18 protein-coding genes are annotated in these 14,188 nt (G+C 64.4%); 8 read left to right on the forward strand and 10 right to left on the reverse strand.

The window, feature by feature from the left end; all coding sequences use genetic code 11:
* Positions 1-55: 55 nt before the first annotated feature.
* Positions 56-982 (reverse strand): choline ABC transporter substrate-binding protein, encoded by a 927-nt coding sequence (gene choX, locus G559_RS0104125; RefSeq protein WP_155945667.1) that lies wholly within the window; start codon positions 980-982, stop codon positions 56-58.
* A 24-nt stretch (positions 983-1,006) separates the two neighbouring features.
* Positions 1,007-2,512, reverse strand: coding sequence for a choline-sulfatase (gene betC / locus G559_RS0104130; protein ID WP_028627041.1), 1,506 nt, complete (start codon positions 2,510-2,512; stop codon positions 1,007-1,009).
* Between the two features lie 111 nt (positions 2,513-2,623).
* Here betC and G559_RS0104135 point away from each other — a divergent pair, with 111 nt between their 5' ends.
* On the forward strand, positions 2,624-3,577 hold the full coding sequence (locus G559_RS0104135; RefSeq protein WP_028627042.1) for a choline sulfate utilization transcriptional regulator: 954 nt from the start codon (positions 2,624-2,626) through the stop codon (positions 3,575-3,577).
* Entirely contained in the window at positions 3,574-3,942 is a 369-nt protein-coding gene (locus G559_RS0104140; RefSeq protein WP_028627043.1) for a DOPA 4,5-dioxygenase family protein, read from the forward strand. Before G559_RS0104135 ends, G559_RS0104140 begins: the two co-directional genes overlap by 4 nt.
* A 34-nt stretch (positions 3,943-3,976) precedes the next feature.
* On the opposite strand, the gene G559_RS0104145 is transcribed toward G559_RS0104140, so the two are convergent.
* The 3 genes from G559_RS0104145 to trpB all read right to left on the reverse strand — a co-directional run bounded on the left by G559_RS0104145 (position 3,977) and on the right by trpB (position 6,599).
* Positions 3,977-4,501 (reverse strand): REP-associated tyrosine transposase, encoded by a 525-nt coding sequence (locus G559_RS0104145; RefSeq protein ID WP_028627044.1) that lies wholly within the window; start codon positions 4,499-4,501, stop codon positions 3,977-3,979.
* Between the two features lie 83 nt (positions 4,502-4,584).
* A complete protein-coding gene (trpA, locus tag G559_RS0104150) occupies positions 4,585-5,394 on the reverse strand; it encodes a tryptophan synthase subunit alpha (RefSeq protein ID WP_028627045.1) in 810 nt (269 codons plus the stop codon).
* A complete protein-coding gene (gene trpB / locus G559_RS0104155) occupies positions 5,391-6,599 on the reverse strand; it encodes a tryptophan synthase subunit beta (protein WP_028627046.1) in 1,209 nt (402 codons plus the stop codon). Before trpB ends, trpA begins: the two co-directional genes overlap by 4 nt.
* A gap of 148 nt (positions 6,600-6,747) precedes the next feature.
* Here trpB and G559_RS0104160 point away from each other — a divergent pair, with 148 nt between their 5' ends.
* From G559_RS0104160 to G559_RS0104175, 4 genes are all read left to right on the forward strand, one after another.
* Complete coding sequence (locus tag G559_RS0104160) at positions 6,748-7,638, forward strand: LysR family transcriptional regulator (protein WP_028627047.1); 891 nt, start codon at positions 6,748-6,750, stop codon at positions 7,636-7,638.
* 59 nt (positions 7,639-7,697) lie between these two features.
* The gene (locus G559_RS0104165) at positions 7,698-7,913 is read left to right on the forward strand and encodes a dodecin (protein WP_028627048.1); all 216 of its coding nucleotides are present in this window, start codon (positions 7,698-7,700) and stop codon (positions 7,911-7,913) included.
* Between the two features lie 143 nt (positions 7,914-8,056).
* The gene (locus G559_RS0104170) at positions 8,057-8,281 is read left to right on the forward strand and encodes a DUF1161 domain-containing protein (protein WP_028627049.1); all 225 of its coding nucleotides are present in this window, start codon (positions 8,057-8,059) and stop codon (positions 8,279-8,281) included.
* Positions 8,282-8,449: 168 nt separating this feature from the next.
* On the forward strand, positions 8,450-9,448 hold the full coding sequence (locus G559_RS0104175; protein ID WP_028627050.1) for an LLM class flavin-dependent oxidoreductase: 999 nt from the start codon (positions 8,450-8,452) through the stop codon (positions 9,446-9,448).
* A 6-nt stretch (positions 9,449-9,454) separates the two neighbouring features.
* On the opposite strand, the gene G559_RS0104180 is transcribed toward G559_RS0104175, so the two are convergent.
* Both G559_RS0104180 and G559_RS0104185 read right to left on the reverse strand, forming a co-directional pair.
* Entirely contained in the window at positions 9,455-9,880 is a 426-nt protein-coding gene (locus G559_RS0104180) for a PA0061/PA0062 family lipoprotein (protein ID WP_028627051.1), read from the reverse strand.
* Positions 9,881-9,933: 53 nt separating this feature from the next.
* The gene (locus G559_RS0104185) at positions 9,934-10,350 is read right to left on the reverse strand and encodes a PA0061/PA0062 family lipoprotein (protein WP_028627052.1); all 417 of its coding nucleotides are present in this window, start codon (positions 10,348-10,350) and stop codon (positions 9,934-9,936) included.
* Positions 10,351-10,402: 52 nt separating this feature from the next.
* On the opposite strand from G559_RS0104185, the gene G559_RS0104190 reads away from it, so the two are divergent.
* Positions 10,403-11,479 (forward strand): aminopeptidase, encoded by a 1,077-nt coding sequence (locus G559_RS0104190; protein WP_028627053.1) that lies wholly within the window; start codon positions 10,403-10,405, stop codon positions 11,477-11,479.
* A gap of 58 nt (positions 11,480-11,537) precedes the next feature.
* A complete protein-coding gene (locus G559_RS0104195; RefSeq protein ID WP_028627054.1) occupies positions 11,538-11,771 on the forward strand; it encodes a DUF1161 domain-containing protein in 234 nt (77 codons plus the stop codon).
* Between the two features lie 290 nt (positions 11,772-12,061).
* Here the strand turns inward: G559_RS0104195 and G559_RS0104200 are convergent, their stop codons facing one another.
* The 3 genes from G559_RS0104200 to G559_RS0104210 are packed head-to-tail and all read right to left on the reverse strand — an operon-like array spanning position 12,062 to position 14,130.
* On the reverse strand, positions 12,062-12,706 hold the full coding sequence (locus G559_RS0104200; protein ID WP_028627055.1) for an HAD family hydrolase: 645 nt from the start codon (positions 12,704-12,706) through the stop codon (positions 12,062-12,064).
* Entirely contained in the window at positions 12,706-13,548 is an 843-nt protein-coding gene (gene dinD / locus G559_RS0104205; protein ID WP_028627056.1) for a DNA damage-inducible protein D, read from the reverse strand. Before dinD ends, G559_RS0104200 begins: the two co-directional genes overlap by 1 nt.
* Before the next feature lie 36 nt (positions 13,549-13,584).
* Complete coding sequence (locus G559_RS0104210) at positions 13,585-14,130, reverse strand: gamma carbonic anhydrase family protein (RefSeq protein ID WP_028627057.1); 546 nt, start codon at positions 14,128-14,130, stop codon at positions 13,585-13,587.
* Between the last annotated feature and the right edge of the window lie 58 nt (positions 14,131-14,188).

Genomic DNA, 14,188 nt, shown 5'->3' on the forward strand with positions numbered 1-14,188 from the left:
GGCAACTGCGCCGCCCTTGGCGAATGAATTTTCCCCTACAGGGTCAGTTCGTCGTTCAGAGCTTTGCCTTCACCGCTGCCAACCCATCACCACCATCGCGGGTGGTGACGCCCTGCAACCAGCCGTCAATCACCGCCGGGTTGGCCTTGAGCCAGGTCTTGATGGCCGCGTCGTTGTCGGCGTTGCTGTTGAGCACCTGGTCCATGATGGCGTTCTCCATCTCCTGGGTGAACTGCAAATTGGCCAGAAGCTTGCCCACGTTCGGGCACTGGGCGGCGAAGCCCTTGCGCGCCAGGGTGTTCACACTGCCGCTCTCGCCGAAGTACTTCTCACCGCCCTTGAGGTAGGCCATGTCGTACTGCACGTTCATCGGGTGCGGTGTCCAGCCGAGGAACACCACGAACTGCTCACGCTTTACCGCCCGGCCTACCTGCACCAGCATCGCCTGCTCGCTGGACTCCACCAGCTTCCAGTCGCCCAGACCGAACTCATCCTTGGCGATCATCTGCCGGATCGATTCGTTGGCGGGTGAGCCAGAAGCGATGCCGTAGAGCTTGCGGTCGAACTTGTCGGCGAACTTGTCCAGGTCGGCAAAGGTTTTCACGCCCGCATCAAAGGCATAACGCGGAACGGCCAGGGTGTACTCGGTGCCGGAGAGGTTCTGCGCCACTTTGTCGACGCTGCCGGCGGCAACGAATTTGTCGTAGTTGCTCTGCTGGGCTGGCATCCAGTTGCCGAGGAAGGCGTCGATCTGCCCCTTGTGCAGACCCGCGAAGATGATCGGCACCGCCAAGGTCGAGGTTTCGGTGCGATAGCCCAGGCCGTCGAGGAGGAAGCGCGCCACGCCATTGGTCACGGCGATATCGCTCCAGCCCGGATCGCCCAACTTCACCGTGGCGCAACTGGCGTCCTCCGCCTGGACGTTGAACGCCAGACTGGCCAGCAGCACGCCGCCGGCAAGCACCGCATTGATCGTCTTCATGCCTTCGTTCCTCGCAAGAGTGGGTCAGGGTTGGGGGAAACGCGCGCGGCGTTCCAGGTCATCCAGGTCGATGTGATTGCGCATGTACTGCTGGCTGGCGTCGACGAAGGGTTGGTGGTCCCAGCTCTTCAGCTTGCCATGGGTCAGCGCTTCGGCGACGAAGCGGCGGCGGCGCTGGCTGGCGATGGTCGCCTCGGCGATAGCTGCCAGGTCCCAGCGTGCCCGCGCCTCGTCGAGAAAGGCTGTCAGCAGCGTCTGGTGATCCGCTGAGGTGGCCAGGTTCTCCAGCTCCTGCGGGTCGTTGGCGAGGTCGAGGAGCAGGCAGGGGTCTTCTTCGGAAAAGATGAACTTGTACTGGCCGCGGCGGATCATCATCAGCGGGCTCGTGGTGCCTTCGGCCATGTACTCGCCCAGCACTTCGTCGTGCCCGCCCCGGCCCTGGAGGTGGGACAACAGCGAGCGGCCATCCAGCGGCAGGCTGTTGTCGAGTTCACCGCCGGCCAGTTCTACCAGGGTGGGCAGCAGGTCGACCGTGGAGACGGATTCGCTCACCCGTTGCGCCTGGAAGCGGCTAGGCGCGTGGACCAGCAGCGGCACGCGGGCCGCCATCTCGAACCAGTGCATCTTGTACCAGAGGCCGCGCTCGCCAAGCATGTCGCCGTGGTCGCCGGAGAAGACGACGATGGTGTCCTCGGCCAACTGGCACTCGTTCAGGGTCTTCAGCAATGCGCCGATCTGGTCGTCCACATAGCTGCAGGCACCGAAGTAGGCACGGCGTGCATCACGGATCTTCGCCTCCGGCAGCGGCTTGCCCCAGAGGTCGATGACCTTGAGCAGGCGCTGGCTGTGCGGGTCCTGCTCGGCATCGGCGAACTGCACGCGCGGCAACGGGATGTCAGCGTCGTCGTAGCGGTCCCAATACTCTGCCGGGATGGTGTAAGGGTCGTGGGGATGGGTCAGCGAGACAGTCAGGCAGAAGGGCTGCCCGGCACGCTCGCGAACATGGTCGTAGAGGTACTGGCGCGCCTTGAACACCACCTCGTCGTCGAAATCCAGCTGGTTGGTGCGCACGCAGGGGCCAGCTTGCAGCACGGAGGACATGTTGTGGTACCAGCTCGGGCGAACGTCCGGTTCGTCCCAGTTCACGGCCCAGCCGTAGTCGGCGGGGTAGATGTCGCTGGTCAAGCGCTCCTCGTAGCCGTGCAACTGGTCCGGGCCACAGAAATGCATCTTGCCCGACAGTGCCGTGCGATAACCCAGTCGGCGCAGGTAGTGGGCGTAAGTGGGCACGTCGGCCGGGAAGTCGGCCGCGTTGTCGTAGGCGCCAATCTTCGACGGCAGCTGACCGCTTACCAGGGTAAAGCGCGAGGGCGCACACAGCGGACTGTTGCAGTAGGCCGAGTCGAACACCACGCCTTCCGCGGCGAGGCGCGACAGGTTCGGCATCTTGATGGGGGAAGGGGCGTAGAAGGGCAGCATCGGCGCTGCCATCTGGTCGGCCATGATGAAGAGGATGTTGGGACGTTTCATCGCTCGCTTATCCATACTGTCGAATTATGCGAAAGTGCTGGAGACGATGATTGCGTCAGCGATCCAACTGGTAAACCGCACAGCGGAACATGACTCGGATAAGCAAACGTTATGGTAGAGCTTCACTCTGAACTGTCCCTGGACCTGCTGCGGGTGTTCGAGTCCGCTGCCCGCCATCTCAGTTTCACCGCTGCCGCCGTGGAGCTGGGCACTACGCAGCCTGCGGTGAGCCAGCAGATCCAGCGTCTGGAAAAGCAGTTGGCGACCCGCCTGTTCGACCGCGTCTACCGCGGCATCGAACTCACTGACGCCGGCCGCCTGTTGTTCCTGCATGTGCAGGAGGGCTTGCAAAGCATCAATGCCGGACTCGATGCCATCGGCTCGCGACCGCAGCACGAGGTACTGCAGGTGGCCACCGACTTCGCCTTCGCCGCCTACTGGCTGATGCCGCGTCTGCATCGCTTTCACGAGGCCAACCCGGAAATCGATGTCAGCATCGTCACCAGCGACCGCACCATGAACATGCTGCGTTCGGAAGTGGACATCGCCATTGCCTTTGGCGACGGCCGCTTCAAGCACGGCGAGGCGCTGCTGTTGTTCCGCGAGGAGGTCTTCCCCATCGCCAGTCCGCGCCTGCTGGCCGGGCGTGACCAGCCGCTGCCGGTGGCGGCCCTGGCCGAGTTGCCGCTGCTGCACCTCAAACCCGAAGTGCGTACCCGTTGGTTCGACTGGAATGCGCTGTTTCGCGAACTCGGGATCGCCCAGCCGCCAGGTTCGGGCATGCTGCGCTTCGACAACTACACCCTGTTGATCCAGGCCGCCATCGCCGGCCAGGGCGTGGCCATCGGCTGGCGCTATCTGGTGGACGACCTGCTCGACCAGGGCCTTCTGGCGCGCGTGCTGGACACCAGCGTCAGCTCGGAATTCGGTTATTACCTGGTGCAGCCTGAGCGCAAGCGTCGCGCACGGCTGATGAAGTGCTTCGTCGACTGGTTGCAGCAGGAGCTGGGCGACGAAGCCCGCCAGGCCCAGCTCATCAGGCATCGGGAAGGAATCGCCATATGACCCAGACACTCACCCCCCGGATCAAGGGTTTCCACGCCCATGTCTACTTCGATGCCGACAGCCTCGACCAGGCCCGCGTGCTCTGCGAGGAGGCTGCCCGGCGCTTTCCGCTGAAGATGGGCCGTGTCCACGAAAAGCCCGTTGGCCCGCATCCCGACTGGAGCTGCCAGCTGGCGTTCAAGCCCGAGTTGTTTGGCGAGGTGATCCCCTGGCTGGCGCTGCACCGCGACGGACTCACCGTGCTGGTGCACCCCATTACCGGCAGCGACCTGCGCGACCACCGCGACTACCCGATGTGGATGGGTACGATGCGGCCGCTGGACTTGTCGGGTCTCGAAGACGGCACGATCGAGTACGACCTCTGATCGTGGTGGGCTGAAGCCCACCGAAGAAATTCGATTACTCACCGAACTTCCCGTTCAGCTCACCGATACCTGCCCAATCCTCCGGTAGCAAGCCAGCGCGGACATAACGGTGGAAACTCGAGTAAGGCCACGCTTTGACGCGAGCGACCAGCCCATGTTTCACCGGATTGTGATGGATGTAGTCGATATGGCGATTCAGGTCGGCTTCATCGCGAATCTGGTGCTCCCAGAAGCGTCGTTGCCAGATGCCTTTCTCCCGTTTCCTTGCCTTGCTCTCGGAACGATTGGTGGCGGGAATGGCCATTGAGAACTGACTCTTGATCAGGCTCCAGCGGTGGGAGTAGTCGGCGTTCCCTTCCGGCAAGGTCCAAATCGCATGCAGATGGTCCGGCAAGACGCAAATGGCGGTGGTCTTGAATGGCGACCGCTCAACGGCCAGGGTGTAGGCCTGTCGGAGTTGGTCGATGGAGTCGGTCAGCAGGGTGGAACGTCGGTCGGCCAAGGTGACCGTGAAGAAGTAAGTGCCGCCTGGAACCAGGCTGCGGCGATAGTTCGACATGGCAATCCGTTGCCTCGTGTTCGCGTCTGCTTGGTGGGCTGAAGCCCACCCTACGGATCATTCCGCATGGGTGGGCTGGTTGCTCAGGCGCGGGCGCCGCGTACGCCTTCGGCGAGGGTCTTGCAGAGGCTGAGGACGCCGTCCACGGCCTGTTCCGGAGTCTCGGCCTTGGCGATCTGATCCACCAGGGCGGAGCCCACCACCACGCCGTCGGCCAGCCTGGCGATGTTGGCGGCGTGCTCGGCGGTGCGGATGCCGAAGCCGATAGCCACCGGCAGCTGGGTGTGGCGGCGCAGGCGGGTAACCGCTTCCTGCACATGCTCCAGGGTGGCGGAGCCGGCGCCGGTCACGCCGGCCACGGAGACGTAGTAGACGAAGCCGGAGCTGCCTTCGAGCACGGTGGGCAGGCGATTGTCGTCGGTGGTCGGGGTGGTCAGGCGGATGAAGTCGATGCCCGCGGCCTGGGCCGGGTGGCAGAGGTCTTCGTTATGTTCCGGCGGCAGGTCCACCACGATCAGGCCATCGACGCCGGCTTCCTTGGCGTCGCCGATGAAACGTTCCACGCCGTAGTAGTGGATGGGGTTGAAGTAACCCATCAGCACCAGCGGTGTGGTCTGGTTGCCGGCGCGGAATTCGCGAACCATCTGCAGGGTCTTGGCCAGGTTCTGCTTGGCGCCCAGGGCACGGATATTCGCCAGCTGGATGGACGGGCCGTCGGCCATCGGGTCGGTGAAGGGCATGCCCAGCTCGATCACGTCGGCGCCGGCGTCCGGCAGGCCCTTGAGGATGGCCAGCGACGCGTCGTAGTTCGGGTCGCCGGCGGTGACGAAGGTCACCAGGGCGGCACGGTTCTGTTCCTTCAGTTCGGCAAAGCGGGTCTGCAGGCGGCTCATGCTTTCTGCTCCTGTTGCATGTGGTGCATAACGGTCTGCATGTCCTTGTCGCCACGACCGGACAGGTTGACCACCATGATGTGGTCCTTCGGCAGGTTCGGGGCGCGCTTGAACACTTCGGCGAGGGCGTGGGAGCTCTCGAGCGCCGGGATGATGCCTTCAAGGCGGCAGCACTGGTGGAAGGCCGCCAGGGCTTCGTCGTCGGTGATCGAGGTGTACTCGACGCGGCCGATGTCATGCAGCCAGGCGTGTTCCGGGCCGATGCCGGGGTAATCCAGGCCGGCGGAAATCGAATGGGCGTCGATGATCTGGCCGTCCTCGTCCTGCAGCAGGAAAGTGCGGTTGCCGTGCAGCACGCCAGGGACGCCGCCGTTCAGGCTGGCCGCGTGCTTGCCGGTCTCGATGCCGTGGCCGGCGGCTTCGACGCCGATGATGGCAACGCTCTGGTCATCGAGGAAGGGGTGGAACAGGCCCATGGCGTTGGAACCGCCGCCGATGCAGGCGACCAGGCTGTCGGGCAGGCGACCTTCCTGCTCGGCCAACTGCTCGCGGGTTTCCTTGCCGATCACGGCCTGGAAGTCGCGGACCATGGCCGGGTACGGGTGCGGGCCGGCAACGGTGCCGATCAGGTAGAAGGTGGTGTCGACGTTGGTCACCCAGTCGCGCAGGGCCTCGTTCATCGCGTCTTTTAGGGTGCCGGTGCCGGCGGTGACCGGAATCACTTCGGCGCCCAGGAGCTTCATGCGGAAGACGTTGGCCTGCTGGCGGTCGATGTCAGTAGTGCCCATGTAGATCACGCATTGCAGGCCGAAGCGGGCGGCCACGGTGGCGGTGGCCACGCCGTGCATGCCGGCGCCGGTCTCGGCGATGATGCGTTTCTTGCCCATGCGCCGGGCCAGGAGGATCTGGCCGATGCAGTTGTTGATCTTGTGTGCGCCGGTGTGGTTCAGCTCTTCGCGCTTGAGGTAGATCTTCGCGCCGCCGCAGTGTTCGGTCAGGCGTTCGGCGAAGTACAGCGGGCTCGGGCGGCCGACGTAGTCGCGCTGGAAGTAGGCCAGTTCTTTCTGGAATTCCGGATCGTCCTTGGCCTTTTCGTATTCGCGGGCCAGGTCGTGGATCAGCGGCATCAGGGTCTCGGCGACATACTGGCCGCCGAAGGCGCCGAACAGGCCCTTGGCGTCAGGGCCGGTGCGCAATGAGGTCATGGTGTGCTCCTGCTCTTGTTCCCCTCTCCCGCCGGGAGAGGGGCCGGGGGGGAGGGAGAAATGGGTGATGGCAGCCATTCTACCGCTGGCTGGCCAGCGGAAAAGCGATTAGATTGCTTGAATCTGTCAGTAAAACTCACGGATTGTCATGAGCCGAGACCTGCCTCCCCTGAACGCCCTGCGTGCCTTCGAAGCGGCGGCCCGCCTGCAGAGCATCAGTCGTGCGGCCGACGAGCTGCACGTCACCCATGGCGCAGTGAGCCGTCAGGTGCGGTTGCTTGAGGAGGAACTGGGCGTCGCCTTGTTCAGCAAGGACGGCCGCGGCGTAAAACTCACGGATGCCGGCCAGCGCCTGCGAGATGCCACCGGCGATGCCTTCGAGCGCCTGCGCGGTGTCTGCGCCGACCTGCAGAGGCGCAGCGAGGATGCGCCCTTCGTCCTTGGCTGCCCAGGCAGCCTGCTGGCGCGCTGGTTCATCCCGCGCCTGGACCGACTCAACCGCGAGCTCCCCGAACTGCGTCTGCAGCTCTCGGCCAGCGAGGGCGAACTGGACCCGCGCCGCCCTGGCGTCGACGCCACCCTCTGCTTCGCCGAGCCGCCCTGGCCGGCGGACATGCGGGTGTTCGAGCTGGCAGCGGAATCCATCGGCCCGGTGCTGAGCCCGCGCTACGCCCATCACGACGCCCTGGTCTGCGCCGCACCGGCCGCATTGCTGGAGGAACCGCTGTTGCACACCGTGTCGCGGCCCCAGGCCTGGCCCCAGTGGGCGGTGGCGCAGGGGCTGGCGATCGAGCGCCTGCGCCTGGGCCAGGGCTTCGAGCATCTCTACTACCTGCTGGAAGCGGCCGTGGCTGGCCTCGGGGTGGCCATCGCCCCGCAGCAACTGGTCGCCGACGAACTGGCGTCCGGCCGCCTGGTGGCGCCCTGGGGCTTCGTCGAGACGCCGGCACGCCTTTCTCTCTGGGTGCAGGCGCGGCAGCTGGATCGCCGCGCCGAGCGCCTGGCCCACTGGTTGCGTGAGGAGCTGACGGGCCGATAGCGGCATTCTTGGCTAGCCTTGCTGGGGAACCCACCCGTGCCTGCCACAGGAGATACGCCATGTCTGATCACCACACCTACAAGAAGATCGAGATCGTCGGTTCCTCACGCACTAGCATCGATGAGGCGATCAACAATGCCCTCACCGAGGCGTCGCGGACTATCCGTAACCTGGAATGGTTCGAGGTGGTGGAAACCCGTGGACATATCGAGAATGGCCGGGTCGGCCATTACCAGGTGACCCTGAAAGTCGGTTTCCGGATCAGCGACAGCTGACACCCATCCGGGCGAGCGAGGTGATGCACACCCCCGCTCCTGATTTCGGTTAGGCTCTGACCGTCCGCCCCTGGCCTTGCTGGAACCAGGCGGGAGCGGATGGCTCATGCGAGTCGATCATCCATTACGAGGGAGCGTCATCCATGAAGAAATTGCTGTTGGGCCTTGGCCTGTTTGCCCTGGCCGGCTCGGCCTTCGCCGCCGTGAAACCCTGCGAGGAGCTCAAGGCCGAGATCGACGCCAAGCTCAAGGCCAAGGGCGTTGTCTCCTACAGCCTGGAAGTGGTCGACAAGGGCAGCGCGGCCGGCAAGCAGGTGGTGGGCACCTGCGAGGGTGGCAGCAAGGAGATCGTCTACCAGCGCAATTGATCGCGCCGCGGTTCCGGGGCCGGCATCCCCTGCCGGCCCAATCCTTACCTTCTGGTGCCCTGGTTACCGAAAAGTGCCTTCTAGCGGCCTTGGACGCCAATCCCTAGAGTAAGACCTACTGATTCACTCGGATAAGTCTCCGGCCTATCCCCTGCCAAGGTCTTGCCCATGTCTGCCCTGTCCAATCTGCCCCTTTCCGTCCTCGATCTGGCGCCCGTCCGCGACCACGGCGGCGCCACCCAGGCCTTGCACAACTCCCTGGCGCTGGCGCGCCATGTCGAACACCTGGGCTTCTCGCGCTTCTGGGTGGCCGAGCACCACAACATGGATGGCATCGCCAGCTCCGCCACCGCCGTGTTGCTCGCCTACCTCGCCGGTGGTACCTCCCGCATTCGCCTGGGCTCTGGCGGCATCATGCTGCCCAATCACGCGCCGCTGGTGGTCGCCGAGCAGTTCGGCACACTCGCCAGCCTCTACCCGGGGCGAATCGAACTGGGGCTGGGCCGCGCGCCGGGTGCCGACCACCTCACCGCTCGTGCGCTGCGCCGTGATCGCCTGGGTAGCGCCGACGACTTCCCGCAGGATGTCGAAGAACTGGAAATGCTCCTTGGCCCGCGTCAGCCGGATCAGAAGGTGATTGCCATGCCGGGGGCGGATACCAATGTGCCCATCTGGCTGCTCGGCTCCAGCCTGTTCAGCGCACAGCTCGCCGGGCAGAAGGGGCTGCCCTATGCCTTCGCCTCGCACTTCGCGCCGCGCTACATGCACGAGGCGATTCGTGTCTACCGCAACCACTTCCGCCCCTCGGCGGTGCTCGATAAACCCTATGTGATGCTCGGCGTGCCCCTGGTGGCTGCACCCACGGACGAAGAGGCGGAGTTCCTCGCCACTACGGTGTATCAGCGGGTACTTGCCCTGATTCGTGGCGAAAGCCTGGTGCTGCGCCCGCCGGTTGAAAGCATGGCCGGTCGCTGGCTGCCCCATGAGAAGGATGCCGTGGGCAGTTTCCTGGCCATGGCCATGGTGGGTGGGCCGGAGAAGATTCGCGCGCGCCTGCAGGTGCTGCTGGACCAGACCGATGCCGATGAGCTGATCTTCACCTGCGATCTCTACCAGCACGAACATCGGCTGCGGGCGTTCGACATCCTCGCCAGCCTGCGGGACTAAGCGGGATCAGAAGGGGCCGCAGCGCGGGAAGATCTCGTGCCTGGCGAGCACTTCGCGGTTCTCGCCATAGAGCCAGGCCATCGGCTGGTTGGCGGCGTTGCGCGCTTCCACGCGGTAGCGCTTGCCGGCCTCGAAACCGTCGTAGCGCAGAATCATGTAGCACGTGATGCGGCTGGGCTCGGCATTCATGCCAAAGCCTCCGCCCGCGCCGCCAACCTCGAACTGATAGCGCAGCTCCAGCTCATGCTTGCCAGGCAGCACCTGGTAGTAACGGCCGTCATCCCAGCGCCTGTCGTCCAGGCGGTTGGCCATGAGGGTGTCGCTGGGGTCAGGCACGATATCGATCCAGGCCATTCGCGGGTCGGGGTCAGGCAACTGGCTGGCACAGGCGGTGAGGCTGGCCAGCAGCGTCAGGGCGAACAGCGTGCGCATGGCGAGACTCCTTGAGGGGCGGATGATCCCAGAATACCTCCTTGTCGGAGATTTCAGACATCGCCGCAGCGACTTTCCCGAGCCTTGGCGACCTCCTTGTTCTGTTCGTCATACAGCCGCGCCCAGGGGCGAAAGCCGATGCCGCCGGCTTCCAGCTGGTAGCGCTCGCCTGCGGCGAAATCCGCGTAGGCCAGCTTGAGCAGGCAGGTGCGCCGGTAGCTCGGACTCTCCTGGCCGATATCGTGTCCGCCGACCTCGAACTCCAGGCGAACCTCCAGTTCATGCCGCCCCGGCGTGACCTGAAAGTAGCGCGGATCGGCCAGGGCCTTGTCGTCTACCCGGTTGGCCTGCACCACCTGGCCCTCCTGCTTGCGCAAGGAAATCCACGCCTGGTCCGGGTCGGGGCTGGGCATCAGCAGGGCGCAGCCACCAAGGCTGAGCAGCGGCAGGGAAAGCAGCAGAAGGCGCATGCAGGACTCCGTTCAATGGCAGTAGGTGGTTCCAATGCGCTAGTGTCGCGGCATGCCGACCACCTTTCTTATCGAATTGCTTGACCGCATCCGCCGGCCTTGGGTTCCCCTGTTGGGCGCCTGGCTGCTGAGCGGTTGTTCCAGCCTGGATTACTACACCCAACTGGCCCGTGGGCAGATGGCGCTTTTGTACGCCCGTCAGCCGGTGCAGGGCCTGATCGACGATCCGGCCCAGCCGCAGCAGCTGCGCCAGCGTCTTACCCTTACCCAGCAAGCGCGGACCTTCGCCAGCGTGGCGCTGGGGCTGCCGGACAACGGCAGCTACCGGGTCTATGCCGATATCCAGCGTCCCTTTGTGGTCTGGAACCTGTTCGCCACGCCGGAGTTCTCCCTGCAACCGGAGACGCACTGCTTCCCCATCGCCGGCTGCGTCGCCTATCGCGGTTACTACCAGTTGGGCCGTGCCCGTGGCGCTGCGGCGCTACTCAGGCAGCAGGGGTTGGACACCTGGGTCGGGGGCGTCGAGGCCTATTCCACCCTTGGCTGGTTCGATGACCCGCTGCTTAACACCATGCTGCGTTGGGACGACGACCGCCTCGCCGCGCTGATCTTCCACGAGCTGGCCCACCAGCGGCTTTACGTGCCGGGGGATACCGCTTTCAACGAATCTTTCGCCAGCTTCGTCGAGCGTGAAGGTCTGAACCAATGGCGCACAAGACGTGGCCTGTCGAGCCAAGGCGATGACGTCTCCGAGCGCCGGGACGCCCTCACCCGCCTGGTGCTGGATACCCGCGAGCGCCTGACGCGTCTTTACGCCAGCGGCCTGCCCCCCGAGCGGATGCGTCAGGCCAAGGCCGAGACTTTCGAGCGTATGCGCCGCGACTACCGTGCGCTGCGCGACCGCGAGTGGGGCGGCTACAACCGCTACGACGCATGGGTGGAGGGGCCGATGAACAACGCAAAGCTGCTGCCCTTCGGTCTGTATGACCAGTGGGTGCCGGCCTTCGCCGCGTTGTTCCGGGAGGTGGGCGGGGACTGGCCGGCTTTCTACCAGCGGGCTCGTGAGCTGGGTGAGCTACCGCTGCAGGCGCGTACGAAGGCACTGGAAAGCCTGGTGGCAAACCGCTAGAACTTGCCAGGCTGGCTGCCAGTCAAACGGCCAGGACACCAAGGAAATGGAGCAGGCGATGAAGAGAGTTGCTGTAGTCCTGATGCTGAGTGCGCTGGCAGGTACCGCCCTGGCGGCGCCCAAGCCCTGCGAGGAGCTGAAGCAGGAGATCGAAGTGAAGATCCAGGCCGCCGGGGTGACCAGCTACACCCTGGAGATAGTCCCCAATGCCGAAGTGAAGGACCAGAACATGGTGGTCGGCTCCTGCGAGAATGGCACCCGGAAGATCATCTACCAGCGCAATGGGGATTGATCTGAAAACGCCAAGCGAACGTTTGCAGGGGCGAACACATTGGCTGTGTCTGCGTTAGCTGTTGCTAGAGGGCAACCGGTGAACCTGGACGCCTGTAGGAGCCAGCTTGCTGGCGAAAATGTCCGCGTTCGCTAGCAAGCTAGCTCCTACAAGGGATTCCAGGACCTTCAACACTTTACGCAGACATAGCCAACACATTCACCAAGCAAGCCGAAGGGTTGCCCCTGTGGCCTTCCAAGGCGCACTGCGTGCCCCTTGGCGATTGAAATCGCCCCTGCAGGGAGATCGCGTTACCCGAACGCCCGGCTCAGTTCATCCAGGCAGGCGAAGTAATAGGCTGGCGCCTCTCCCATCAGTTCCTCGCGGCTGCCGAAGCCGTAACCCACTCCCGCACCGTGCAGGCCATTGCGGCTGGCGCCGATCAGGTCGTGCTTGCGGTCGCCAATCATCAGGGTGTTGTCGCGGTCCAGGCCTTCCTCCTCCAGCAGGTGAGCGATCAGCTCGACCTTGTTGGTACGGGTACCGTCCAGCTCGCTGCCGTAGATGTGCTTGAAGTGCCGGTCGAAACCGAAATGCCGGGCGATCTCGCGGGCGAAGACCGTCGGCTTGCTGGTGGCGATGTAAAGCGTGCGGCCTTGCTCGCGCAGGCGCCCGAGCAGCGCATCGATACCGTCGAACACGCGATTCTCGTAGAGCCCGGTGACCTTGAAACGTTCGCGGTAGTGGTTCACCGCATCCCAGGCGCGCTCCTCCGAGAGGCTGTAAGTCTGCATGAAGCACTGCAGCAGCGGCGGGCCGATGAAGTGTTCCAGGTTGGCCAGGTCCGGTTCGTGGATGTCCAGCTTGGCCAGCGCGTACTGCACCGAACGGGTGATGCCCTCACGCGGGTCGGTGAGGGTGCCGTCGAGGTCGAAGAGGATGTTCTGGTAGTGCATCAGGGGTCCTTCTTGAGCTTATTCCGCTCGTTTTCGAGCTGCTGGATACTGCGCTCGGGTGTCGGCAGCTCCTCGGGCATGGTTCCGCCCAGGTCCTGGATGGTCTGGCGCACCTTCTGGCCGACCTCAAAATGCACCTGGTTGGCTTGTTGCTTGCCCTGTACATCGTCACGGCGCAGCTTTTCTTCGGCCTGGGTAGCGCGGAACAGGTTGGCCGCCAGTTCGGTGCTGCCCATGTGATCGAGGATTTTCTGGCTCTTCTTCAGTCGCTTGCGCGCGTGGATCTCGCGTGCTGACAGGCCGCCGTAGAGTCCGCGATAGCCGTGGTCCTGGAAAATGGCGTAGTCCAGGCCGCTTTCCACGCCGACATCCCGCGCGGCGGCTGCCAGGTACTTGTTGTGCTGCGCCAACTCATTGCGGATAGCCAGACGCTTTTGGTCTTCGTCGAGCCGGGCGAACTGTTCGTTATCCGCCAGCTCCTGACGGCGCGTCTGGATGGCGAAGTACGTCTGGCCGTTGGCGATGACGGGCTTGGCAGGGTCGCCGTTCTGCACGATCAGGTAGCAGGCGTAGCGGGAGAGGCGGATGTCCGCAATCTGTCGCCGGGCATTGGAGCCGATTTCGACCATAGTGAGGACCTCCTCAAAATGGTCCTCGACGGGTTGGCCACTGCGTCGGCAGGCCTCCTCCGCGCGCTCGACCACCGGCATGAAGTGCCGGTACTGCGAGTACTCCAGCACCCCAGCCAGCTGGCGAGCCAGCCAGTATTCGCTACCGTTGGCATCCTGTTGGCGGATGCTCTCGAAGGTGGTGTGGTGCGGCGCGGTCATCTTCGTGCTCATGAGAAGATTCCTTTCATGGTGACGGGTCACACATGATCAGAGCCCGTAGCCTTCGGCGATATGCAGATCCTTCAGCTTCACATAGTTGGCGGCGCTGTAAGTGAAGAAGGCCTTTTCCTTGTCGGTCAGCGGGCGGGCCTGCTTCACCGGGCTGCCGACGTAGAGGTGGCCGCTCTCCAGGCGCTTGCCTGGTGGCACCAGGCTGCCGGCGCCCAGCACCACGTCGTCCTCGATCACCGCGCCGTCCATGACAATGCTGCCCATGCCGATCAGCACCCGGCTGCCGACCTTGCAGCCGTGCAGCAAGGCCTTGTGGCCAATGGTCACGTCATCGCCGATCTCCAGCGGGTAGCCGTCCGGGTTGAAGGGACCGGCATGGGTGATGTGCAGCACGCTGCCGTCCTGCACGCTGGTGCGCGCGCCGATGCGGATGCGGTGCATGTCGCCGCGGACGGTCACCAGCGGCCAGACGGAACTGTCATCGCCCAGTTGCACGTCGCCGATGATCACGGCGGAGGCATCGACGAAGACTCGTTCGCCGAGCTGAGGGGTGATGCCCTGGTAGGTTCTGATCGGGTTCATAGCGATTCCTGAGGCTGCGTCTGGCGGCGATTGTAATTAAGATGGCCAACATCCGGGT

Origin of the sequence: Metapseudomonas resinovorans DSM 21078 (assembly GCF_000423545.1) — a bacterium.
GTDB classification, from domain to species: domain Bacteria; phylum Pseudomonadota; class Gammaproteobacteria; order Pseudomonadales; family Pseudomonadaceae; genus Metapseudomonas; species Metapseudomonas resinovorans.

Coding starts and splice junctions, on each gene's coding strand:
- choX (WP_155945667.1), bottom strand. CDS start 982: ATGAAGACGATCAATGCGGTGCTTGCCGGCGGCGTGCTGCTGGCCAGT.
- betC (WP_028627041.1), bottom strand. CDS start 2,512: ATGAAACGTCCCAACATCCTCTTCATCATGGCCGACCAGATGGCAGCG.
- G559_RS0104135 (WP_028627042.1), top strand. CDS start 2,624: ATGGTAGAGCTTCACTCTGAACTGTCCCTGGACCTGCTGCGGGTGTTC.
- G559_RS0104140 (WP_028627043.1), top strand. CDS start 3,574: ATGACCCAGACACTCACCCCCCGGATCAAGGGTTTCCACGCCCATGTC.
- G559_RS0104145 (WP_028627044.1), bottom strand. CDS start 4,501: ATGTCGAACTATCGCCGCAGCCTGGTTCCAGGCGGCACTTACTTCTTC.
- trpA (WP_028627045.1), bottom strand. CDS start 5,394: ATGAGCCGCCTGCAGACCCGCTTTGCCGAACTGAAGGAACAGAACCGT.
- trpB (WP_028627046.1), bottom strand. CDS start 6,599: ATGACCTCATTGCGCACCGGCCCTGACGCCAAGGGCCTGTTCGGCGCC.
- G559_RS0104160 (WP_028627047.1), top strand. CDS start 6,748: ATGAGCCGAGACCTGCCTCCCCTGAACGCCCTGCGTGCCTTCGAAGCG.
- G559_RS0104165 (WP_028627048.1), top strand. CDS start 7,698: ATGTCTGATCACCACACCTACAAGAAGATCGAGATCGTCGGTTCCTCA.
- G559_RS0104170 (WP_028627049.1), top strand. CDS start 8,057: ATGAAGAAATTGCTGTTGGGCCTTGGCCTGTTTGCCCTGGCCGGCTCG.
- G559_RS0104175 (WP_028627050.1), top strand. CDS start 8,450: ATGTCTGCCCTGTCCAATCTGCCCCTTTCCGTCCTCGATCTGGCGCCC.
- G559_RS0104180 (WP_028627051.1), bottom strand. CDS start 9,880: ATGCGCACGCTGTTCGCCCTGACGCTGCTGGCCAGCCTCACCGCCTGT.
- G559_RS0104185 (WP_028627052.1), bottom strand. CDS start 10,350: ATGCGCCTTCTGCTGCTTTCCCTGCCGCTGCTCAGCCTTGGTGGCTGC.
- G559_RS0104190 (WP_028627053.1), top strand. CDS start 10,403: ATGCCGACCACCTTTCTTATCGAATTGCTTGACCGCATCCGCCGGCCT.
- G559_RS0104195 (WP_028627054.1), top strand. CDS start 11,538: ATGAAGAGAGTTGCTGTAGTCCTGATGCTGAGTGCGCTGGCAGGTACC.
- G559_RS0104200 (WP_028627055.1), bottom strand. CDS start 12,706: ATGCACTACCAGAACATCCTCTTCGACCTCGACGGCACCCTCACCGAC.
- dinD (WP_028627056.1), bottom strand. CDS start 13,548: ATGAGCACGAAGATGACCGCGCCGCACCACACCACCTTCGAGAGCATC.
- G559_RS0104210 (WP_028627057.1), bottom strand. CDS start 14,130: ATGAACCCGATCAGAACCTACCAGGGCATCACCCCTCAGCTCGGCGAA.